The organism is Pseudomonadota bacterium, assembly GCA_039024915.1.
Classification (GTDB): domain Bacteria; phylum Pseudomonadota; class Alphaproteobacteria; order Rhizobiales; family MH13; genus MH13.
On sequence record JBCCPK010000007.1, the window covers coordinates 240,525 to 257,414 of the forward strand.

Here is a 16,890-nt window from a genome sequence, read left to right on the forward strand (position 1 = left end):
CTCGTGCAGCAAATGCCTGTTAGACGTCCAATGATTCTGCGCTCTGCGCACCGCTACCGCCGGGCATAAGGCATTTCCTTCCAGCCGTCACGCCACAGCTCCTTCAGCTTACCCAGCGCTGATCACTGAACGCGGTCGGCCTGTGGCACCAGACCGAGCAATGGCCCGATACGCTCCACGATTTGCCGGGTCATCGGGGCGGTGTTGAGGCCTGCCGTTGCGCTGCGCTGACCCTCTGCTGGCTGGGGCTCATCAAGCACGACAATCATGGCGTAAGCGGGGTCATGCATCGGGAAGGCGGAAACGAAACTGTTCAACCGGTGATCACCTGAATAGGCACCATCAACGATCTTCTCGGCCGTCCCGGTCTTTCCCCCGACGTCGAGGCCATCCACAGCAGCACGCCGACCAGACCCATGATCAACATTCGCTCGGAACATCTGCCGCATGTGCGCGCTGGTCTGCTCCGACAAAACCCTACGCGCCGCACTCATAGCATCGGTCTCCTCGCGCGGCAGGAAGGTCGGTTCGATGTAGATCCCACCATTTACAGTAGCGGCGACCGCCGCCAACATCTGCAGGGGTGTGGTCGTCAAACCGTGACCGAAAGATATTGTCGCTGCCGACAGCCTCGACCATTCGCCTTCGGGGTAAAAAGGCCGTGCTGCGCCGGGTAGCTCGACATCAAGGCGCGAGAGAAGCCCAAGACGGTCGTAGTACTCGCGCTGCACGGGGATACCCATGGCTTCGGCAATACGAATGGTGCCGATGTTCGACGAAGATGTGAAAACTTCGCTGGTCGACAAAATCGCTCGGCGGGCATGGAAGTCATTGATCGTCGAATTGCCAATGCGAATTGGCCGCCGGGCGTCGTGCATCGAATCCATGGTGATAGCGCCGGAATCAAGGCCGCCCGCAATCGTCAATACCTTGAAAACCGAACCGAGCTCGTAGACGCCACCAACCGCGCGATTAAGCGCGGCATCCTCGCCGAGACCATCACGAGTATTGGGGTCGAAATCGGGTAGCGAGGCCATGGCCACAACTTCCCCTGTGCGGACATCAAGGACTGCAGCTGTGGCACCGATAGCGCTGTAGGTATCCAACGCCTGCGCAAGCACCTCGCGCACAACATGCTGGACCCGAACATCGATCGACAAGGCTTGAGGCGCAAATGCCACGTCCAGATCATCAAGAAACCCGAACTCTGCCAGATTGGCCAGTGGACCCTGATCGAGATACCGCTCCATGCCCGCAAGACCTTCATGGTCGACGTTTACGGCCCCCAGTACATGCGCCGCCAAACGTCCGCCCGGATAGAACCGGCGATTTTCTTCAAGGAAACCGACGCCCGGTATGCCTTGGCGCATCAGGGTATCGCGCTGCGACGGTGTCAGATCCCGCGCGATCCATTCGAACTGGCTTTCCCTTTCAAGCCGAGCGCGTAGCGCGTCACGGGAAAGGCCTGGCATGGCCTGCGAAAGCCTATCAATGGCATCGTCCACATCAACCAGAATTGACGGATCAGCATAAACCGCGGTCGCCGGCACATCTGTGGCGAGCAGAACACCGTTCCGATCAACAATATCCGGCCGGCTGGCTCGGATTTGCTCTTGCGGCGTTGCAGCAAGCACGGGAGCAGCAGGTGAGCGGGCCGCAAGTTCCAAAAGTCGCCCGCCGATAACAGCATAGACGCAGCACAAGATGATCCCGAACCAGACAATTCTTCCGCGCGTTTCCGAAGCCAGCGTCTTTGCTTCGCCTTGAATGCGGATCGGATGATCGGAGGCGCCTTGATGACCCGGCTTATCGGACGTGCTGACGTTCTCCACCATTGCCTGTGCGTGGCGCAGTAGATGCCCCGGCCCGTTCACCGCTCCGGGCATCGGGCCGCACGTGCTACTGGCCGGGGGAACCATACTCATTGCATACGCTCCAACAAATCACCGATACCGTCAGAAGCCGCAGGCGGTGCGACGATGAGGGATGGCCGTTCGCCCGGTGGCATTTCCGCAGCCGCGCGCAGGGGCTCGTCGGGCGATGCAGCTTGTTCGCGCTCGAGGATGTCAGCCAGAAGACCATCAATCAGACTGGCGGGCTGACCGTCGAGATCAATCGGCGAACCATCGTCGCCCGCGTCGTCTTCGGCGCTGATCGACCCGGTGGCCTGCTCAACCAGTTCCGAGCGAAACGGTAAATCTGACAACCGCACATAGTGTTCCGAACTGATCGGCTCCAAAGCGAAGACGTCGGGCATCGCCGAAACGATCGCAGCGATCCTGGCAGGCTTTTCCAGAGCCGCCAGATCGGCTTCGAGCAAACTGACGTCCTCATTCAAAAGCGTAATGGACCGTTCGAGATCACGGCGGGTGTCATGCGCCTGCTCGGCCTCATGCTTCACGTCATAAACATAGGCGGCGCCGACAATCACCAGCGCAAGGAAAAAGCCGTCAACCACGCGCATGCTGGTCTCCCGCAACCTTGCGAAAGGCGGGTACCTTGCGCCCACCACTCTCGATCAACTGCGGAACGCCCAATTCACGGGCGAAACTGACGAACTGTTGGTCCGTCAATTCATCGCCGCGCGGCGTGCTAATACGGACACCCGCTCGCAGTTTGGCCGAACGTGAACGAGGGTTGGCCTCCAGTTCACCGTCTGTTGGGACGACCGGCCGCCGCGTAACAACCTTAAAGCTACCCTGTTTGTGACCGAGCTCCGGCATATGCCGTGAGCCCGCATTCGCTGGCCCGGCCAAAAAGCGCTTCACGATCCGGTCTTCAAGTGAGTGGAAGGTGACCACCACCAGGCGCCCACCGGGCTTCAGCGATCGCTCAGCGGCAAGCAGCGCGCCCACCAATTCATTCAACTCATCATTGACGGCAATGCGCAGCGCTTGAAAGGTGCGGGTTGCGGGATGGATCATTGGTCCCTGCCCTCGGGACCGTGGGGGCAGCAGTTTTTCGATAAGATTGGCAAGTGCACCGGTTGTTTCTATGCGCCAGTCCTGCCGCACCTCGCAGATCAGGCGTGCAATCGCTCGTGAGCGGCGCTCCTCGCCATAGCGGTAGAATAGGTCCGCCAGGGCCGTTTCGCTCCACTGGTTGACGATGTCAGCAGCGCTCAGTCCTTCACCGCTCATGCGCATGTCCAGCGGTCCGTCATGCCGAAATGAAAAACCGCGTTCAGCTTGATCAAGCTGCATCGATGACACACCGATATCGAGAACCAAACCATCAACCGGCGCGAGATCATGCTCGCGCAAGGCGTGATCAATCTTGGAAAATGGGCTTTCGACCAGCGTGAACCTGTCGGGGTATCGAACTTGCAGCGCCTGCCCGGCTGCAATCGCTGCCGGATCCCGGTCAAAGCCTATGACCTTTGCACCCGAGCTCAGCAAAGCCTTGCTATATCCGCCTGCCCCGAAGGTCCCGTCGACAATGCGGGCTTCATCAAGTGGCGCCAAGGCTTCAAGCACCTCATTAAGAAGAACAGGAACGTGCGGGGTGGTGCTCATGAGCGATCCTCGCCCCCGCTGCCTTGAGCTGCGAGGGTTGCGCCAGACTGATCGCCCCAAAGAACCCGCCGCGCCTGCTCGATCGCTTTTTCGCGATACCGCGCATAGCGTTCGGGTGACCAAATTTGAAACTTGTACCCCTTGCCGACAAAGATCAGCTCGCGCTCGATGCCCGCCAGGGACTTTAATCGAGGCGAAAGCGAGATACGCCCCTCTTTCTCGACGGAAAGGATCTCGCTCTCGCCAAAGAAGGCGGTCGCAAGCAAGTCGTAGTCGAACGAAGTGGGGTCCAAAGCTGCGAGTTTTGCGTCCAGCATGCCCATCAGTTTCGAGCCGCCCGCATCGATCGACTGACCGTCTGGACTTGGTATGCAGTACAGCCCTTCGAAGCCGTCCGCGCGCAGAACCTCGCGGTAAGCCTTGGGTATGCTGACCCGGCCCTTGACATCCGTTCGCATCTCGAAAGTCGAAACGAAGGTCTGCATCGCGCTGATACGCTCCACCAAAACCATCGAATTCCGTAAGGGCACTCGATGAACTGTCAGACATAGCTTCGCCGGTCCGCCAAACCGCTTCAGCGGGCGAGGAAGTTAGTCTGCATGACGCCCCAGAGTGATTTTGGGTTACCATGGGATTTGATGGGTCACAATGGGAAAGGCCCCGTAAATTCATCCAATCACGGCAACAAGACACCGCTACTCACGACTAAAACATCATTAAGCTTAATGGCTGGTTGCCAACTTCCAGCGTCGTGCTGACAGGAATTGTTGTGCGCGTAGAGTGGGATGGCACCAACAGCTGAGGGATCGATCAAATTGTGACAACCCCACCCACACAAATTCACAGCCGGCAAAATGATTGCGGAAAAAAATTTGCGTAGCGAGCGCTGGGTGGGGGTGCCAGTCGGCCTGTAAGCCGGGTTCTGTCCCTTCGCGGTGCGAATTGGGCAGCCATTCCTCTAGGACGCCTCTTGCGAAACGTCTCAAGCAACCAACCCGAACACCTCACCTGAAGATGAAGCTGACACCAAAAAGTGTCACGGTGTTCCTATTTGGTCTTGCTCCCGATGGGGTTTGCCTTGCCGTTCGCGTTGCCGCGTCCGCGGTGGGCTCTTACCCCACCCTTTCACCCTGACCCCGAGCGAAACCCGAGGCGGTCTGCTTTCTGTGGCACTTTCCCTGGGGTCGCCCCCGCCGGGTGTTACCCGGCACCGTATCTCCATGGAGCCCGGACTTTCCTCCCGCGCCGGACAAGTGGCGCCGGCGACTGCCCAGCCGACTGGCGATGCAGCACTGGCACGCCCCTCAAGCTGCGGTCAAGCTGCGTCGGTAGACGCCTTCGAGGGTTCGGCATCCTCAAGTCCGGCGGCAACTTCAACCGCGTCAAGCACCTGGATAGCGGCCGGGTATACAGTCATGCGGCCGCGAAGGATCGATAAAGACCGAGCCAGCGCACGCCTTTCCCGGTCGCTGACGCAGCCCTCAAGTATGTGTCGTTCCAGCGTGTCAATCGCTTCGTTCAGCGCTGGGGAGCTGGATCGCTGCCGCAGCAATCGTGCCAAAGTACGCACATTGGAACGAACCGTATCGAATGCGGCTGCAGGGATGGGCTTGAAGGGCGGATCATTATCGGTATCCGCGGCACCAACCGACGCTTCAACCTCTTCGACCTCGCCATCAGCATCGATGGGCTGCGGTTGCACGGCCTCTGGGGTGTCCGTAAGGGGGGCACCTTCGCCCGCATCTTCGGCTGATCCGCTTTCATCGTGGAGCGCTTCAATTGCGCTTGCCGCGAGGCCAGCTTCCACCGACCCATCGCTTCCCTCGGGACCAACGGCCTTATCGCTCGGACCTTCCGGCGTCTCAGGGACTATAGTTGCAGCATCTAGTGCCCGGGCCAATTCAGCAACCCGTTCGTCCTCGCTGTCCTCTGAGGGTGCGGCCGGCGCGGGCTTCTGGCCAGGATCGTTCGCTGCCTCGAGCCGCAAGGCTGAGGTAATGGCATCTGCTGCGGCCTGCGCGGGATCAACGACCGCTGTTTCATCCCGATCTTCGGCAGCTGGCGGAACCAACGCAGATGATGGGGCAGACGCCTTATCCCCGATCTCGTCTTCAGGGCCAGACGATGCGGCCTCGGCTGGCGGTTCAGACGCAACCTTGGCCTCCTCCTCGGGAAAGATCGGCAAATCGATGCCAGGAAGCAGAACTTCGCGCCTTGAGTTTGACGAAACGCCTGACGATGACGCGCTCGATGTGCGCTCGTCGTCGGCCAACGGGACCTGCACGGGAATAGGAACCGGCCCCAAGGACGAACTTACGGGCGCGGAGACCAACGGCTGCGCTGCGCTGACCCGTGGACGGTTGGCTTGCCTCGATTGCGGCCGGCTGTGGCCCGCCCCCTGGAGTGCCGGCCCGAAATCCACGGATCGATGTTCGGCGTGGATATACAGCGATGACGCGACACGTTCAGGATCGGTCCACAACCGCTCGAAAGCCTCCAGACACAAATCGAGGAACGCCCGGTCTTTCGATGGCATGGCCAGCACATACCCGTTCGACAGGATCAAGCTCAGATGTTGCCGAGGCCTGAGGATAAAGCACCCTATAGCCGCCCCGATGACAGGCACGAGGCTCGCGGCGAACATGGCATAATCGGGATTGAAGAACTGGAGGGTCTGGGCGAAGGCAGCGCCAGACAGGCCCAAGGTCAGGACAAGCAGAACCAGCATCGCCAGAAATGACAAACGCACGCCCGGTGTGTCGAGGCGCGCTCCGACAATCGCGTCCCGGCGGACAACGACCCCGCCCGCCGAAAGGCGTTCGCCCTCCAGCGTGATTGACTGCACCCATTGGACCGCTTCGCTCAACACGCGATGCCGCACTCCCACCAGCTGCCCCGGCCATTTGCAGACCCGGCGTCTTGCCCAGCTTAGGCGATAAGGGCCGAAAGCAACTGATGCAAGGTTGAAACGGTCGAGCTGTCAGCCACTCCGTCCACGCGCGCCGGGCGAAAATGCCTCTGAAAGGCGCGAACGACGGCCTGTGTCTGCGCATCGTAGTGGCCAGACGTCGCCACCTCGTACCCGTACAGTTTCAACATGCCCTGAAGCGCCGCAACCGGCTCGCCGCTATCACCGATCGCCATGAACCTCCCGTCGGCTATGGGTGCAGCGGGAACATGATGCCCAATACCCGCAGCGGCCAAACGGTCCCACGGGAACAGTTCGCCGGGGTCTTGCTTCCGGTCGGGCGCTATATCGGAGTGCGCCAGCACATGCTCCTTCGCTATCCGGTGGCGCTCGACGATTGCTTTAGAAAGGGCGACAACCTGTTCGATCTGCTTATCGGGAAAAGCCCGGTAACCGTGCTCGTGGCCGGGATTGCAAATCTCGATGCCAACCGACCGCGCATTGATATCGTCGAGACCTTTCCAGGTCCCACGGCCCGCGTGCCATGCCCGCTCACCCTCATCGACCATCTGAACGATGCGGCCATCTTCATGGATCACGTAATGGCAAGAGACTTTCGACTGTGGATTTGCCAACCAGCGAACCGCAGCAGCGTCGTCGCGCATTCCGGTATAGTGCAAAAGCAGGATATCGACCGGGGCGCCTTTTCGGCTGTTGAAGTTGGGCGAGGGCACCACTTCGGCAAAATCGGGATAGGCCATCATCAGGCGCGTGCGCCCAGTTCGATCTGATCGAAGGCCGCGTTGATCGCCGCGAGCCGCTCGGTTGCAATCTTGACGAACTCGGCCGGAACTCCGCGCGCCATCAGGCGGTCTGGATGGTTCTCCGCCACAAGCCGACGGTAGACCCGCTTGATCTCATCGAACGGCATATCCGCGTTAACGCCCAACACGATGTAGGGATCGACTTCACCTTCGAACACGTGACGCGCGCGAATGCGGCGATAGGCACTATCATCGAGCCCAAACTCCCCTGCAACGGTTTGAAGGTAGGCCGCCTCCCGGTCGTGCAGGACACCATCAGCCATTGCGATATGAAACAGACCATCGAGGATGTCCTCAAGGATCTCGTGCTCCCCCTCGAACAGGCCACCGATCTTTCTGGCGTAGGCGTCAAAGCCCGCCACATCTTGCTTGGCCAGGTTATACAGCCGCGAAACGTTCAAGGCCTCCTCCGCGGGGAACTCGACCAAATCGCGAAAAGCATCGATCTCGTCGTTTGTCACGACGCCATCGGCCTTGGCCATCTTCGCTGACAAGCCTATCATTGCGACCGTGAACGCAACCTGACGGCGCTCTTCTTCAGTGCTCACCAAGTTGCGGAGGCTCTCGACCACGCCGCCCAACGCGGCCCCGGTGCCATATGCGACCTTGCCGATAAGTGCGCTGAGCGATGACCAGATCGTCGTGGGCATTGCGTTCACATCGCTGCGGCGGCGCGGGCAGCCTGATCGTACGAACCAGACAGGGTGCGCATCATCGCAGCCACCTTCGAGATGTCGCTGCCATCAAGGTTGAGCGTCTTGACAGCGTCAATGAACAGAGCTTCTCGCAACTCTCCGTATCGGGTGCACACGTCGGTTCCTTTAGGCGTAATTACGACGGTTTTTTCTTTGCCCTTGCGGCCCGTTTCGACGAGCCCACGTTCCGCGAGCTTCTTGACCGCATAAGTGACCAGATGCGTATCTTCGATGTTCAGAACGAGGCAGATATCGGCCAGTGTTTTCGGCCGATCCCTGTGATTAACGAGGTGCACGACCAGCACCTCAAGAGGTGAGAGGCCTTCCTCGCCAGCTGCCGTCATGCAACGCGTCATCCACCGGTGGAAAGCGTTGACGGTCATCGTCAGCGCAAACTCGAACTCCGATTGCGCGGGAATGGCGGAACGCGCCAGGTGTGCCGAAGACACCACTGGGCCAACGGTGGGCTTCGGGCTCAGTTGTTCGACAGCATCGTTTCGGGCAGCCATAGCGCGATCTCCGGAAAGGCCACCAGGAGCACAGTACCCAGCACAAGCAGGCCGAAGAACGGCAACGCGTACAGTGCAACCTGGAAGATGTTGCGGCCCGTCATGCCCTGAATGACAAAAAGATTGAACCCCACCGGCGGCGTGATTTGGCTCATCTCAACAACAAGCACCAGGAAGATGCCGAACCATATCAGATCGATGCCTGCTGCCTCGACCATCGGCAGGATAATGGATGTTGTGAGGACCACAATCGAAATGCCGTCGAGAAAGCAGCCCAGAACCACGAAGAACAGGGTCAACGCAGCAAGCAGCATATAAGGTGACAGCTCCATGACGCTGATCCATGACGCCAGTTCTCTGGGAATACGCGTGTATCCCATTGCGACCGTCAGGAACGCCGCGCCAGCGAGGATGAAGGCGATCATGCAACTGGTGCGGGTGGCGCCGAGCAACGCTTCAGTAAAACTCTCCCGTGTCAGCGTGCCGGAAAGCCACGATAGAACCAAAGCACAGAAGACACCGACGGCCGCCGCCTCCGTTGGAGAGGCAAGTCCTGCGTAGATCGAGCCAATCACAGCCACGATTAAAAGAATGACCGGCAAGAGCCGCCGAGTTGCAGCGATACGGTCGCGCAGAGGAATGGCATCTTCCGAGGCAGGCATCTTATCCCTGTTCGTGAGCGCCCAGACGGCAGTGAAACCCATGAACAGGGTTGCAAGCATGATGCCCGGCAACACGCCTGCAATGAAAAGCCGTGCGATCGACTGTTCGGTGGCAGCGCCATAAACGATCAAGATGATCGAGGGCGGAATGAGCAGACCCAGTGTCCCGGATCCTGCCAAGGTGCCAATTGCGATGCGCGGGTCATATCCCCTTTGCGCAAGCTCTGGCAGCGCCATGCGCCCAATCGTGGCGGTCGTGGCCGCCGACGAGCCCGAGACCGCCGCAAAGATGGTGCAGCCCAGTATGTTCACATGCAGCAACCGTCCAGGTAGCCCGCGCATCCACGGTGCAAGACCGGCGAACATGTCTTGGCTGAGCCGCGAGCGAAACAGAATTTCGCCCATCCAGATGAACATGGGCAGCGCGGTCAGCTCCCAGGAGTTGAGCTTACCCCAAATGGTCGTTGCCATAACGGTTCCGACCGGAACATTGGTGGCGATCACGATCCCCACAATAGCCACGGCAGCAAGGGCCAACGAGACCCATAAGCCTAAGGCCAAAGCGGCAAGCATTAACCCGCCCAACAGTAGCGCGAGCGTCTCAATCGCCATTAGACGCGCCCTTCGCTTGGATTGGAGCTATCCACGACAGGCGCATTGAGCGCATCGGCCTTGCGCTCTTCCCACGCCTGGTAGGTTGGAATGCCCTGGGTCACCACACGGGCAAACTCATCAAGCAGCGAGATTGCAAAGACGATCAGACCAGCTGCCAAAGCCGATTGCGGAATCCACAGCCGAACCGGGATCACCCCAAAAGAAACCGAGTTGAACTGGATGGAATCGATCACAAGCAGCACAGCATGGTAGGACGCGTAGGCTGCCAGGGCAGCGCCCAAAGCCAGAACAAGCGCCTCCAGCCATCGCCTAACGTGCAACGGCACAGCCTTGATCAGCATCGAAACACGGATGTGATCAGCTCGTCGCAGTGTCGAAGCAAGCGCCAGAAAGGTCGCCGCAACGAAAAGAAAGCCCGCAATCTCGTTGAGGGAGGGCACCGTTAGGCCGAGGATCGGCAAATTGAATGCGCGCAAAACGCCATCAACGATCCGGCCGAATACCTGAACCAAAACAAGGGCCGCGATCAGACAAAGGCAGGCGGCGGCGGCAAAAGATGATGCTTTATAGAGCCCGTCGAGAACCGATCGCATGAAGGCCTCCCTTCGCCAGCGATGTGAAAAGGCTTCAGTGGAAAATGGGCGGCGCCTTCAGCACCGCCCAATCCCTTTTTCTTACATTCCGTCTTCGTAAGCCTGGATGACCGCCTGGCCAGCCTCACCGGCCTCCGAAAGCCATTCTGCCGTCATGGTCTGCCCGATGCTGGACAACTGAGTGGACAGGGTATCGGACGGTTCAACCACCGACATGCCATTTTCCGAGAGGGTCATTGTCTTTGAGCCGGTTTCCTCTTCTGACATGGCCCAACCGCGCGTCTCGGCGGCCTCAGCGGCTTCCATCAGAGCGGCCTGCTCTTCTTCTGTAAGTGCGTCAAACGCGCTCTGATTGACGATCACCATGTTCTTGGGCAGCCAGGCGCGCGTGTCGTGATAGGTGGAAACGAAGTCCCAGGCCTGCGACGCAACGCCCGTCGACGGCGAAGTGATCATGGCATCAACGCGGCCGGTCGAGAACGCGGTCGGGATGTCGCCGGCTTCGACCTGCGTCGGCACCGCACCCATCAGGCTGGCAAGTCTCTCGGTCGCAGCATTGTAGGCACGGAAGCGCACCCCATCCATTTGCGTCGCATCGGTCACTTCCATGCCCGCGTAGATGCCTTGCGGTGGCCACGGCACGGCAAACAGAAGCATCAAGCCCTCTTCCGCCAGGAGTTCGGCGATTGCGGGCTCGGACGCTGCCCACAGCGCCGCGGCTTCTTCGTAGCTTGTGGCGAGGAAGGGAATGGAATCGATGCCGTAAAGCGCATTTTCGTTCGACAGCCGCGAGATCAGCACTTCACCGATCGGCGCAAGCTGACGGCGAACCGAATCCTTGATCTCCGGATGGCCAAACAATGAACCCGCCGAATGGACGGTGATATCCAGCGTGCCACCGGTCGCTTCACGCACATCATCGGCAAACTGTAAGATGTTTTGCGTGTGAAAGATGCTGTCACCGTACGGCGTCGGCATATCCCAGGCGGTCTGCGCCCAGGCGCCTGATGCCGCCATCGAAACAGCTCCAGCAAGAGCCATAGTCTTGAAGACGTTCATAATTTTCCCCTCTGTAACCTACGTGCTCGGGGGCCTTACGCCCGCCTGCACGCTTATTGCTGACGGAGCAGCAAGGGGAGGTTGACGCCACACTGACAATTTGTCAACATTTTACCAGTGATTAGTTGTTGTTGCGCTGCACAAGCAGTGAGCATGCCTAGGTTTTGCTCACGAGGTAGCGCGCAGATGGGGGTGCGGACACCATGGCGAAGACACAAATGGCCGGGGCGGAAGACGCCTCAGGTGGCCGATGGGATTTCTGGATCGATCGCGGTGGCACCTTTACCGATATCGTCGCGCGCACACCGCAGGGTGAGCTGCGGACGATGAAGATGCTTTCGGAAAATCCCGAAGCCTATCGGGATGCCGCCGTTGAAGGCATTCGGCGTTTCATGGACGTTGCTGCCGGCGGCAAGGTGGCTGCCGATCAGATCGCCACCGTCAAGATGGGCACCACGGTGGCCACCAACGCACTTCTTGAGCGCAAGGGTGAGCCGACGGCCCTTCTGATCACGAGGGGTTTTCGCGACGCCTTGAAGTTAGGCTACCAGGCTAGACCCGACATCTTCGCCAAGAACATTATTCTCCCCGAACAACTCTATGATGCCGTCATCGAGATTGATGAGCGCGTTCTGGCGGACGGCACGGTCGAGTTGGAGATCAAAGATGAGGCGATCGACCGGGCGCTCGATGCCGTTGAGAAAGGCGGCTACAAGGCGATAGCGATTACTCTCATGCATGCCTACGCCTACCCCGAACATGAGCGACGGATCGCAGAACGCGCCCGAGCACGCGGGATCCCCCAGGTTTCGGTGAGCCACGAGGCATCACCGCTGGTCAAACTGGTCGGGCGCGGCGATACGACGGTGGTCGATGCCTATCTTTCCCCGATCCTGCGCCGCTATGTGAATCAGGTTGCTGACGAATTGGGTGTCGAAGGCTCCGGCTGCCGCCTGATGTTCATGATGTCTTCGGGCGGATTGACGGCCGCCGACCTCTTCCAGGGCAAGGACGCCATACTGTCCGGGCCCGCAGGCGGTGTTGTCGGTGCAGTGCAGACCGCCGCGATGGCCGGTTTCGACAAGATCATCGGTTTTGACATGGGCGGCACATCCACCGACGTCTCCCACTATGCCGGCGGCTACGAACGCGCCTTCGACACGGAAGTTGCCGGCGTCCGAATTCGCGCGCCGATGATGCGCATTCACACGGTTGCCGCCGGTGGCGGTTCCATCCTGCACTACGCCGACGGCCGCTTCCAGGTTGGTCCGGACTCAGCGGGAGCGAACCCAGGACCCGCCTGCTACCGGCGCGGCGGCCCGCTTGCGGTGACCGATGCAAACGTGATGGTTGGCAAACTGCAACCCGACCTGTTTCCCGCGATCTTCGGACCCGATCAGGACCAGCCGATCGACGCAGAAGAAGTCAGCAGAAGGTTTGCCTCGCTTGCCGCCGAAATCGGCGATGGCCGAAGCCCTGAAGAGATCGCCGACGGCTTCCTGCGCATTGCGGTCGAGAACATGGCGAATGCGGTCAAGACCATCTCCGTGCAGCGCGGGTACGATGTGACCAATTATGCACTGGTCTCGTTCGGCGGCGCCGGTGGCCAACACACCTGCGCCATCGCCGACAGGCTGGGGATGACCACCGCGCACATCCACCCCTATTCCGGTTTGTTGTCGGCTTATGGGATGGGGCTTGCCAGCATCTACGCATCCCGAACGAAAGCGCTTGTTGAGCCACTGGGTGGCGAAGCTCAAGCGGCACTGGACGCCCTTATCGATGAGCTTCGGAAACAGGTCTTCGACGAATTAGCTGCCCAGGGCGTCGGTCGGCGGGCCGTCCGATGGTCACCTGTCCTGCATCTGCGCTACGAGGGCACCGACACGACAATCGACCTCGACTTCTCCAGCCGCGACATCTGCGCCGTGCGCACGCACTTTGAAGCAGAGCACAAGGCGCAATTCGGCTTCACCTATCCTGGCCGCACAGTGATCATCGAAAGCGTGGAGGTTCAGGGTGCAGACGCCACAACCGCCGGTCGACCCGAGGAGGAAGTCTCCACCGTCGAGGGGGAAGCACAGGCCTACAAGTCAACGCGCATCTTCACCGGCGGCGAATGGCACGACGCAGCGATCTTTCGCCGCGCCGACGCTCATCCAGGGCAGACGGTCACCGGACCGGCAATACTCGTCGAAGACCACCAGACGGTGGTCATCGAACCGGGCTGGCAGGCGCAGATAACGGCGCGCGACCATCTGGTTCTCAAGCGGATTGAAGCAAAGAAACGCGACAGCGCAATCGGCACCGACGCAGACCCGGTGATGCTCGAGGTCTTCAACAACCTGTTCATGTCCATCGCCGAGCAGATGGGCGAGACACTGCAGAAAACATCCTCCTCGGTGAACATAAAAGAGCGGCTTGATTTCTCCTGCGCGGTCTTTGATCGCCATGGCGCACTGGTCGCGAACGCACCGCACATGCCGGTGCATCTAGGGTCCATGGACCGCTCGGTCGAAGCCATCATCCGCCAGAACGAGGGGTCCGTTCGGCCCGGCGACGTTTATGCGCTGAACGCCCCCTACAATGGCGGCACGCACTTGCCCGATATCACAGCCGTCACGCCGGTCTTCGATGAAGCCGAGACGGACATCCTGTTCTGGGTCGCCTCACGCGGGCACCATGCGGATGTCGGTGGAACGGCGCCGGGGTCCATGACGCCACTTGCCACCTCTGTGGAAGAAGAAGGCGTCCTGTTCGATAACTTCAAAGTCGTCGACCAAGGCGTCTTTCAGGAAGCCGCGTTACGCACGCTGCTGACCGACCACCCCTACCCTGTCCGCAACCCTGACCAGAACGTTGCGGACCTCAAGGCGCAGATAGCAGCCAACGAGAAGGGTGTGCACGAGATGCGCCGGATTACCGAGCAATTCGGATGGGACGTCGTCTCGGCCTATATGGGCCATGTTCAAGACAATGCCGAAGAGAGCGTGCGGCGGGTTCTCGAACGGCTTGACGACTGTGAGATCGAGTATCCGACTGATCAGGGCGCTGTGATCAAGGTGCGCATTGCGGTTGATCGTCAGAAGAGGGAAGCGACCGTCGATTTCACCGGCACCTGTGAGCAGCAACCCAACAATTTCAATGCACCTGAACCGGTGTCGAGAGCCGCGGTGCTGTACGTATTTCGCGTTCTCACCGAGCAGCCGATCCCGATGAACGCAGGCTGCCTGAAACCGATCAAGCTGATCATCCCAGAAGGCTCCATGCTGCGCCCAAGCTTCCCTGCTGCGGTGGTGGCAGGCAATGTCGAAACGTCGCAGCATGTGACCAACGCGATGTTCTGCGCCACCAAGGCGCTTGCCGCCGCGCAAGGCACAATGAACAATCTCACATTCGGCAACGCGACCTACCAGTACTACGAGACCATCTGTTCCGGCGCGCCCGCTGGGCCTGGCTTCTCGGGCACCTCGGGCGTCCATACACATATGACGAACTCACGCCTTACGGACCCGGAAGTACTGGAAATGCGCTTCCCGGTTGTCCTTGAAGATTTCCACATCGAAGAAGGTTCGGGCGGGCGCGGGCATTGGTCAGCAGGCGATGGAACCCGGCGCGCAATCCGGTTCTTGGAAACGATGGACTGCGCGGTTCTGTCTTCCCATCGCCAAATTCCACCACCTGGCGTTGATGGCGGCGAGCCGGGGCGACTGGGCAGAGCCGAGGTGCGCCGCAACTCCGGCGACATGGAAACCCTGCGCAGCTGTGACCAAACGGTTCTGCAGCCCGGGGAAGCGATCATCATGACCACGCCAACGGGCGGCGGATATGGACGCAAGAGTTGACGAAAACAGCGTTTAGGCGCTTGGTCGTGTCATGACTATCGAACTCTATCTCGCCTACGTCTTCGCCACTGTGGTGGTGCTTGCAGTTCCCGGCCCAACCATCCTGCTCGTCATCTCGTACGCGCTGAGCCAAGGGCGGCGCGCGGCCTTGTCCACCGTACTCGGAGTTGGCCTCGGTGACGCAATCGCCGTCACGGTCTCGCTCGCCGGGCTTGGCGCCATCATGGCGGCTTCGGCGACGGCATTCACGGTGCTTAAGTGGGTGGGCGCGGCGTACCTGATCTATCTGGGGGTCAAGATGTGGCGGACACAGCCCCAGCTGAGCCTCAGCGATGAACCATCTGTCTCGGGAAGGCGCATGACCGTTCACACAACGATCGTGACCGCGCTAAACCCGAAAGGTATCGCCTTTTTCATCGCGTTCCTGCCGCACTTTCTCAACCCCACCGCGCCTGCAGCGCCCCAGCTCATTGTGCTGGGTTCCACGTTCGTGGTGCTCGGCGTTGTGAACGCTGCGATCTACGCCCTGCTCGCCGCCCATCTGCGCAGCAGGATAACCCGGCCCTCGACACTGCGCTGGGCAAATCGCGCCGGCGGCACCATGCTTCTTGGCGCCGGCCTGATGACGGCAGCATTGCGGCGAAGCTGAGCCGTCAAATTGTGTGCACTGCAGCGGATTTGCGCATGATAAATGCGTAAGGCATTGAACTTACGTCAATTGTGCAATGCAGCGACGAATTTTGTTTTTGAAAGCGAATTGCTCGGCTAATCTTCGCCGCGTAGACCTTTAGGGAGGCCTCACACATGAACGGACAACGCGCGTTAAACCTCGCAATTGTCTGCATCGCATTCGTCTTTATCGGTGCCATCGTTTTGGGGGTCATGTAAGCGCGACCTCACAGTTGTGCATTCTTTCGACCTGAATTGGCAGCCGATCCGGCCACAAAAACAATAACAATGGCCATAAATAAAACGGCGCCCGCTGGTCGGGCGCCGTTTTTGTTATTTAGAGCAAACAAGTCGCTACGCAGCCAAGGCTTCAATCTGCTGCTTGGCTTTCGCCATTGATGCGTCTGCATCCAGCATCAGCCGGTCGGCCGCCACAACGCTCACGTCGGTAATACCGATGAAGCCAAGGATGTGCTTGAGATAGGGCGTTGCAAAGTCGATGTCGGAACCCGATTCCGTCCCGCCCGATGAAATGACGATTGTCGCTCTCTTTCCTTCAAGCAGCCCAACCGGGCCCGTATCGGTGTATTTGAACGTCTGGCCGGCGCGAGCGATCTGATCGATCCAGGCTTTTAACGCGGACGGCACCCCGAAGTTCCAGATGGGCGTCGCGATCACCAAATGATCGGCGGCTTTGACTTCTGCGACCAGTTCATCAGAGACGGCCAAAGGTGATTTATCTTCACCGCCGAAGGCTGCGCCGATCCACGAACCGTCGACGACGGGGATTCCGCCACTGACGTCGCGGGTGACAACGCTGTCGGGACCCAGTTTTTCGATCACCTGATCAGCAAGCGTCCGGCTGACCGACTGCTCACCACGGGGAGAAACCAGAATTTTCAAAACGGCATGTGCCACGCTTGTGCTCCTTTCAATATCGTTGGAGCGAAGGTGGCGAATGGTGGTCGTTTAGAGAAGACGGACGAATGGCAACGC

14 protein-coding genes and 1 other RNA gene are annotated in these 16,890 nt (G+C 59.8%); 2 read left to right on the plus strand and 13 right to left on the minus strand.

The window, feature by feature from the left end:
- Positions 1-122 precede the first annotated feature (122 nt).
- The 12 genes from AAF739_15230 to AAF739_15285 all read right to left on the minus strand — a co-directional run bounded on the left by AAF739_15230 (position 123) and on the right by AAF739_15285 (position 11,380).
- Positions 123-1,925: a penicillin-binding protein 2 gene (locus tag AAF739_15230; protein MEM6384024.1), complete on the minus strand. Its 1,803-nt coding sequence runs from the start codon at positions 1,923-1,925 to the stop codon at positions 123-125.
- On the minus strand, positions 1,922-2,464 hold the full coding sequence (locus tag AAF739_15235) for a hypothetical protein (GenBank protein MEM6384025.1): 543 nt from the start codon (positions 2,462-2,464) through the stop codon (positions 1,922-1,924). Before AAF739_15235 ends, AAF739_15230 begins: the two co-directional genes overlap by 4 nt.
- Entirely contained in the window at positions 2,451-3,515 is a 1,065-nt protein-coding gene (rsmH, locus tag AAF739_15240) for a 16S rRNA (cytosine(1402)-N(4))-methyltransferase RsmH (GenBank protein ID MEM6384026.1), read from the minus strand. The genes AAF739_15235 and rsmH overlap by 14 nt, the downstream gene beginning before the upstream one ends.
- Entirely contained in the window at positions 3,512-4,027 is a 516-nt protein-coding gene (locus AAF739_15245) for a division/cell wall cluster transcriptional repressor MraZ (GenBank protein ID MEM6384027.1), read from the minus strand. The genes rsmH and AAF739_15245 overlap by 4 nt, the downstream gene beginning before the upstream one ends.
- A 383-nt stretch (positions 4,028-4,410) precedes the next feature.
- Positions 4,411-4,797: RNase P RNA component class A (gene rnpB / locus AAF739_15250), an RNA gene on the minus strand.
- A 33-nt stretch (positions 4,798-4,830) separates the two neighbouring features.
- Positions 4,831-6,384 (minus strand): hypothetical protein, encoded by a 1,554-nt coding sequence (locus AAF739_15255; GenBank protein MEM6384028.1) that lies wholly within the window; start codon positions 6,382-6,384, stop codon positions 4,831-4,833.
- Between the two features lie 59 nt (positions 6,385-6,443).
- Complete coding sequence (locus AAF739_15260; GenBank protein MEM6384029.1) at positions 6,444-7,184, minus strand: N-acetylmuramoyl-L-alanine amidase; 741 nt, start codon at positions 7,182-7,184, stop codon at positions 6,444-6,446.
- Between the two features lie 2 nt (positions 7,185-7,186).
- Positions 7,187-7,897 carry a DnaJ family molecular chaperone gene (locus AAF739_15265; GenBank protein ID MEM6384030.1) on the minus strand — a complete coding sequence of 237 codons (711 nt, stop codon included), beginning with the start codon at positions 7,895-7,897 and terminating at the stop codon, positions 7,187-7,189.
- A 5-nt stretch (positions 7,898-7,902) separates the two neighbouring features.
- Positions 7,903-8,451 carry a winged helix DNA-binding protein gene (locus AAF739_15270; protein MEM6384031.1) on the minus strand — a complete coding sequence of 183 codons (549 nt, stop codon included), beginning with the start codon at positions 8,449-8,451 and terminating at the stop codon, positions 7,903-7,905.
- Positions 8,418-9,725, minus strand: a complete 1,308-nt coding sequence (locus AAF739_15275) for a TRAP transporter large permease subunit (protein ID MEM6384032.1) — start codon at positions 9,723-9,725, stop codon at positions 8,418-8,420. Before AAF739_15275 ends, AAF739_15270 begins: the two co-directional genes overlap by 34 nt.
- Entirely contained in the window at positions 9,725-10,321 is a 597-nt protein-coding gene (locus AAF739_15280) for a TRAP transporter small permease (GenBank protein ID MEM6384033.1), read from the minus strand. Before AAF739_15280 ends, AAF739_15275 begins: the two co-directional genes overlap by 1 nt.
- Positions 10,322-10,402: 81 nt before the next feature.
- Positions 10,403-11,380: a TRAP transporter substrate-binding protein gene (locus AAF739_15285; GenBank protein ID MEM6384034.1), complete on the minus strand. Its 978-nt coding sequence runs from the start codon at positions 11,378-11,380 to the stop codon at positions 10,403-10,405.
- Positions 11,381-11,583: 203 nt separating this feature from the next.
- Between AAF739_15285 and AAF739_15290 the strand changes: the two genes are divergently transcribed.
- Together AAF739_15290 and AAF739_15295 are read left to right on the plus strand one after the other, a co-directional pair.
- Positions 11,584-15,225 (plus strand): hydantoinase B/oxoprolinase family protein, encoded by a 3,642-nt coding sequence (locus AAF739_15290; GenBank protein MEM6384035.1) that lies wholly within the window; start codon positions 11,584-11,586, stop codon positions 15,223-15,225.
- 31 nt (positions 15,226-15,256) lie between these two features.
- Positions 15,257-15,874, plus strand: a complete 618-nt coding sequence (locus tag AAF739_15295; protein MEM6384036.1) for a LysE family translocator — start codon at positions 15,257-15,259, stop codon at positions 15,872-15,874.
- Between the two features lie 374 nt (positions 15,875-16,248).
- Here the strand turns inward: AAF739_15295 and AAF739_15300 are convergent, their stop codons facing one another.
- Positions 16,249-16,812, minus strand: coding sequence for an NAD(P)H-dependent oxidoreductase (locus tag AAF739_15300; protein ID MEM6384037.1), 564 nt, complete (start codon positions 16,810-16,812; stop codon positions 16,249-16,251).
- Positions 16,813-16,890: the final 78 nt, after the last annotated feature.